At 49.6% G+C, this 6,259-nt stretch carries 4 protein-coding genes; 1 reads left to right on the forward strand and 3 read right to left on the reverse strand.

Annotated features, from left to right (window positions below):
* Positions 1-79 precede the first annotated feature (79 nt).
* Positions 80-220, forward strand: a complete 141-nt coding sequence (locus RMO35_RS18325; protein ID WP_309742912.1) for a hypothetical protein — start codon at positions 80-82, stop codon at positions 218-220.
* 365 nt (positions 221-585) lie between these two features.
* On the opposite strand, the gene RMO35_RS18330 is transcribed toward RMO35_RS18325, so the two are convergent.
* The 3 genes from RMO35_RS18330 to RMO35_RS18340 all read right to left on the reverse strand — a co-directional run bounded on the left by RMO35_RS18330 (position 586) and on the right by RMO35_RS18340 (position 5,851).
* On the reverse strand, positions 586-2,295 hold the full coding sequence (locus tag RMO35_RS18330; RefSeq protein ID WP_309742914.1) for an AarF/ABC1/UbiB kinase family protein: 1,710 nt from the start codon (positions 2,293-2,295) through the stop codon (positions 586-588).
* Positions 2,296-2,314: 19 nt separating this feature from the next.
* Positions 2,315-4,303 carry a HAMP domain-containing sensor histidine kinase gene (locus tag RMO35_RS18335; protein ID WP_309742917.1) on the reverse strand — a complete coding sequence of 663 codons (1,989 nt, stop codon included), beginning with the start codon at positions 4,301-4,303 and terminating at the stop codon, positions 2,315-2,317.
* Positions 4,304-4,483: 180 nt separating this feature from the next.
* On the reverse strand, positions 4,484-5,851 hold the full coding sequence (locus tag RMO35_RS18340; RefSeq protein ID WP_309742919.1) for a glycosyltransferase family 2 protein: 1,368 nt from the start codon (positions 5,849-5,851) through the stop codon (positions 4,484-4,486).
* Between the last annotated feature and the right edge of the window lie 408 nt (positions 5,852-6,259).

Raw genomic sequence — 6,259 nt, forward strand, 5'->3', positions numbered from 1 at the left:
TCAGTTTACGTGCGTTAGGATCGCCAAATAATTTTTTCAGCATAGGAGGCAAGCGATAAGGGAAGTTAATCTAAAATTTATGAGTGCTGAGGTAGTCAAATCTTTACAGCTTTCGTATCTATTTATGGTATCATCAGCGACTGGTTTATGGATGTGCGGTCTACCGATCGAGTATCGGAGACAGGGCAATACATTGGCTGTAAATCCAGTAAATCGCTAGATCGGAAGCGATACATGCGACGGTTTGAGTCAGGTTTTGGGCGAACTGCTGGGTCATCTCCAGATGTCTGGCGAGCAGAAACCCAAACAGGTAATGCTAATCGCCATTAGCGGCGGTATCAGCAGCAGATCCAGCCACAGCTAACGCACAGCTACGAAGCTGACCTTCGATTTAGTACTGTTTTTAAGATTAAGTAATCAGTCGGGATAACAAATGCCTGGAGACTAGAAGTCTCGGCTTGTGATGCAAAGTCCGCCTGCGCGGACTAGTAAATTAGTCCGCGCAGGCGGACTTTGTAGTGTTAGCTCCGATTTCAAGCGGCGGCGGGGGTAGAACGAAGCTAATATCCTTAACCCGAACTCAGATTAACTAATCAGTCGAGATTGAATGACTAGATTGAATAGAGAGCGCAGCCAAATTAAGGCTCCTACAGTAGCAACACTGCCTAAAATTGTAGCGAATAAAGGCTGAGTGGGAATTAATAAAATTGCCGCGATCGCACTGATGCTAGTCAAGCTAAGATAGGTCAGATTCCAGTAAACACTATTAATCAATCGAGCGGTGCGCTGCGATCGTACTAATATTTCGAGTTGTTGCTGCTCCAGTCTTTGTTCTAGCTGCTGTATTTGCAGCCTACTATTACTCGGTTTTGTTAATTTGTGTTTGAGATAACTAACTGCTTGTTTGCTGAGTTTGCCGATAATATTACCGCGCTCGGTTACGGCAATACTGCGGATAAAAGGTTGCGCGGCGACGACTAGATTGTATTCTGGATCTAATGTCCGGGCAATGCCGTCGAGTGTCGATAAAGCTTTGAGAATAAAGCTCATTTCCGGAGATAATTGAAATGGTTGTTGCACGAATAATGTCGTGACTTCACTCTTGATGCGATCGAATTCTTTGATATCGACTGGTCGATCGGTAAAGCGTTCGAGCATAAATTCGATGACGCGTTTAATCGGGCGCATATCGGCAACAGGTTCGACTAATCCCAGCTCGATTAGATTATTAGTGACGGCGGTTTCATCCTTTTTCATCACCGCCCAAAATGTCTCGATCATTCGATCGGTAGAGATATGTTTTAACTCTGCCATCATCCCAAAATCATAGACGACCAGCTTGCCGTCAGCCATAATTGCCATATTACCAGGATGCGGATCGGCTTGGAAAAAACCATCGACGAGTAGCTGTTTGAGATAGCAACAAATTCCAAGTTGATTGATTTTTTTAGGGTCGAAACCACAGGCTTCTAAGGTAGCTCGATCGTCGATTTTAATTCCTGGTAAGTAACTCATTGTCAAGACTTTATTACTTGTATATTTCCAGTGAATTTTTGGAGCTACAACAGATTTGTCATCTTGAAAATTACTCCGAAAGCGATCGGCATTTTGACCTTCTTTGGTATAGTCGATTTCCTGAAATAGCAGCGTAAAAAATTCTTGATGAATAGCTCTAAGTTCTGCCGATCTCTTTTTTGGCAGCAATCGATCGACCCACCAGAGTAACTTTTCAATTACTTGAAAGTCGAGTTCAAATAACCGCTGCAAACCGGGACGTTGCACCTTAATTACCACCTCTGTACCCGTCCGCAATTTGGCTTTATGTACCTGTCCTAAACTTGCTGCCGCTAAGGGAATCGGATCGAAATAAGCAAATGATAAGTCTAAGGTCGCCCCTAATTCGGTTTCGATAATCTCGATCGCTTCATGGGCGTCAAAAGCTGGTACGCGATCTTGGAGTTGACTCAGCGCTGCGGTATAAGTTGGCGGAAAAAAATCAACTCTCGTCGATAAAGATTGACCGATCTTAATAAAAGTTGGCCCCAATCCGATCGCGGTATTCACTAATTTCTGTGCGCGTCGCCGATGATAGCGCTCGTTGGTCGTCGGCAACAAAAAGTCCCGGAGTAGATGCAAACCCAAGCCAATTGCCGCAGTATAAATATCCAACTGTCTGGCGCGACAGGAATACTTCGCTCTTTGCCACCGAAACCGGGTTTGGCTGCGAGCTGGAGCGGTGGCGAGTACCGATCTCGATAAGAGAGGTAGCTGCTGTGGCAATCCGATTTTCCACATGGTGGATGGCTTCCTCAAGTTAGTGCCGTTCGATGACTGTCGGCATCGTAAGCGTGAAACAGGTTTTGGCGATCGCTGGTTCGACTACATCACTAGCCACGGTAATTGTACCTTGAATGCGATCGACCATCGATTTGACGAGGGCTAAACCTAGTCCAGTCCCGGCGATCGCTTGTTGCGTAACACCCGCACCGCGTCGGAAGCGATCGAATAGATAGGGCAGATCTGTGCTGGCAATTGGCTTACTCAAATTGGCGATTTGGAAAATTGCTCGCTCTGGTTCGACACTCAGCCACACCTCTACGAGCGTTTCCGGTAGAGCAAATTTACCCGCATTAATCAATAATTCCTCCAGAATATACTGAAGACTATCGGCATCGGTTTCGATTTGAGAGGATAGCTGCGGGAGATGGAGGGCGATTTCTAGGGCTTTGCTTTCCGACCACCGATCTGCGACAATCGTGGCTTGTTGGGATACAAATTGATTGAGTGAAATTGGTTGGGAGCGCACCTCGACTGGTTGGGTTTCAAACTGTTGGAGTTTGAGTAAATCGGTGACTAGTTTGATTTCCCGCTGACACTGCTCGTCTAAAATATCCAGATACTGAGCGCGGCGCTCGGGATCGATATCAGCTTGGCGCAACATCTTGATCGCTAACGACATACTTGTCAGTGGCGTCCGCAATTCATGGCCGATCGTACTGATAAACTCATCTTTAAGTTCGTTAGCTTGCCGCAATTTCTCCAGCCGCTTGCGACCGACATCGTGTAACTTTGATTGCAATTGCAGACTGGTTTGCACCTGCGATGTCCGGTTGGCAACAGCCGTGCGCGCTTGCTTGAGTTCGCGGCGCTGGATTCTGGCTAGGGCGATTTGCAAGATCTGACATTGCAGTAATTTTAATTCGGTGGGGTGCCAATGCCGCGATCGATCGTGCTGGAGTACCAACCAACCCCACACCGCTTCAGCGGGTGGACGTCCGGGCGCGATCGTACCCATTAACGGAATCATCGCCATGCTCGGGAGTCGATCGGTTTGAAAAATGAGTCGATCTGTTTGAGTATACCGATCGGGACTGTCAAAGATCGTCGGATTGGGCACATTTGCCAACGCTCGCCGACACAGCTCCGAATCCTCAATTAAAAACGCTGCTGGGAGCGGGGGCAAATTGCCCCCGCGCACATCGATGGTGGTGACAATCTGCACTTGAGTTACCTTTCTGGGTGCAGGTGCAGGTGCTGGCTCACTCGGGACTGGCGGCTCGACATTTGCGGCTGACGCGGCGAGTGGGCGATCCCATTCCGAGTCTGGCGATGCTAGATCTGGCTCTGATAAATCGCTTGGTGCTGGTGCGTTAACGGGTGTTGGGGCTGTGGGGGTAGCTGGTGCGACCTCTTTAGTTTTGAGAGTTAAAACAAAGCCCCGTTTGAGTTGTAGTGCGGCGATCGTCTCGGCTACCGCGACCTCAAACAATCGACCCATCGGTTGATTTTCGACAATTGCTTGCGTCAGTTTGTGGTGGAGCCGGGGATAGATCCGGGCGATCTGCGCTTGCTGGTGGAGATCTTCTTCGATTAAGGCGACACCGATATAGTCAGCAACGATTTGCAAGACCAATTTTGTTTCGCGAAACCACTCCACGCCTTTGGTTGCCACCATGACACAGCCAGTTACCAGACTTTGGTTGCGAGTTTCGACGATCGTCACCTGATAGTCTGGGAGTAATGGCATCCGCCATTGAATTGGTGTCGGTGCCTCGGGAATCTCGATCGAGGCTAAGCGCTCGGAGATCGAGTTGGTACGGTGGCTAACACAAGCACTAGCAGCTACCCGGACGACATCCGGAGCTACATACTGAAGAATCCAGCAGCCATCTGCTGCAAAGTTATTGGCGACCGATCGAGCTAAAAGAGACAGCACTTCTTGGCGATCTGCACCAGCCGCCAGCGGCTGGACGATCTGGAGAATACGTTGTCCGAAATAATCAATTTCCTGGGAATCCTGCATGGGTAATCGATCGAGTGAGCAGCGGTTGTAGATACTAGACCTACCCATTTATTGTGCCACACTGTTCGATCTCAGCTAATGGTCTAAGTAAGGATCTATCTATCTATACTAAGTATGCCCAAGAATAGCCATATTGTTGGCTACTTGTAAGTATCAGATAGTACTTTTTTTGACGAGTAGCTACAGATCGGCTTGTCGGAGGGTTTTGACCCATTTGAGCCGCTTGGGAAAAATTGCCATCCGGGCGATCGCAAAGGGCATAATTACCAGCCAGTGGAGGATAAATAACGAGCCGATCGCCGTTTGCGTCAAGAGTCTAGCGATCGTGAGCTGGCGATCGCCGCTATCTGCCCGATCGACCCCTTGCCGATCGCTGCGCCGCAATCCTTCCCAAATTCCCCACAACGGCAGTGCCACGCCCAAGGAAGCGGTCATGGGCAGCAATAATGGCGGATGCCGGAGCCAAAATGCCATCAGGAAGTCGGGAATCCCCGCTGGCGGCAACAGATATTGAATTGCTAAAAAGGAGAGCAAATCGAGAGTTTTTTTAGTGCCCATCCGATTGCTGGCGATCGCCTCCCAATAGTCCAAATAACGCTGAAAGCCGCCCTCTGCCCAGCGATTGCGTTGATTCCACAAAGCAGTAAAGGTCGTCACACCCTCCTCACCCACAGGCGGATAAGGCATCAATTCGATTTCCCAGCCAGTCAGATGGAGCCGCAGCGTCAGATCGAGATCGTCAGTAATCGTCTGCTCGTTCCAACCATCGCAACCATCCAAAGCCGCTCGCCGCACAAATTGACCGTTACCGCGCAGTTCGCCTACCCCCCCGCCACAAATCCGCTGCTGCTGGAGATAGGCATCGAGCGCCATTTCTGCCCGCTGTCCCCGCGTAAGAAAATTGGTATCGCTATTGGTAATTGCCTTGCGGAGTTGGATCGCCCCCACGGTTGCCGATTGGAAGTAGGCTAAGACGCGGTACAAAAAATCTGGGGCAACTTGGGCATCCGCATCGAAGACACCGATAATTTCGCCCTGCATCAGCGTCAGCACTTGATTGAGCGCGCCGGACTTGCCGCCAGTCTCCTTACTGGTGCGGTGGAGGACTTGCAATTGGGGATATTGAAGCGCGAGTTTGTCCAATATTTCCGGAGTGCGATCGGTACTATTATCGTCGATCGCCCACACTTCATAGCGATCGGCAGGATAATCCAGACTGCACAAACTCTCTACCAAATTGGTAATTACCGCCGCCTCATTTTTAGCCGCAATCGCCAGCGAAATAAACGGATAAGTCTGCGGCGGATTAAATACTGGCGGCGGCACTACTTTTGTCGCCACCAACCTCACCGCCCGCCAACAAAAGACACTCGCGATCGCCCAAGCGATGATATAGCCCCAACTAATCAGATGCAACGCCGCCACACCCAACCACAGACTCCCCAAGATCGTTGCTGCCTTGAGTCGTCGATAACCCATCCCCACAGACCAATCGATCGTTGGTAAAGTATCCTCTTCAACGGGTAACTGCAAGCTGCGATCGGACATCTTTATCGGCTGGGAAATAGGAGCTATTTAATATTAACCCAAGTTACTGTAGCAATCCTATGTGATTTTGGAAGGTGGGAGATGGGAGATGGGAGATGGGAGATGGGGGGATGGGGACGAGGGGACTGGGAACAAGAAATGGTTGCTTGATTTCCGTTACACAGTAGTAAGAATATCTGAATAACTCTCAACTAAAATCTCAGGTGGAGTGAATGCCGCACTACGCTACGCTACACACAAATCGAACCTTACGCAGAGGAGTTTGAGGAGCGGCGTTCCGCTCCTCAACGGGGGGGCTGGGGGTCGGTACCCCCAGATCCGGGTTCTGCCCCCACTAAGATAATCGCAGCCCACAAATATATATCGCCTACCTCTGTGCTCAACACCACAACTTACCGACTAATAAGC

The sequence above is a fragment of the Chamaesiphon sp. OTE_20_metabat_361 genome (assembly GCF_031364565.1).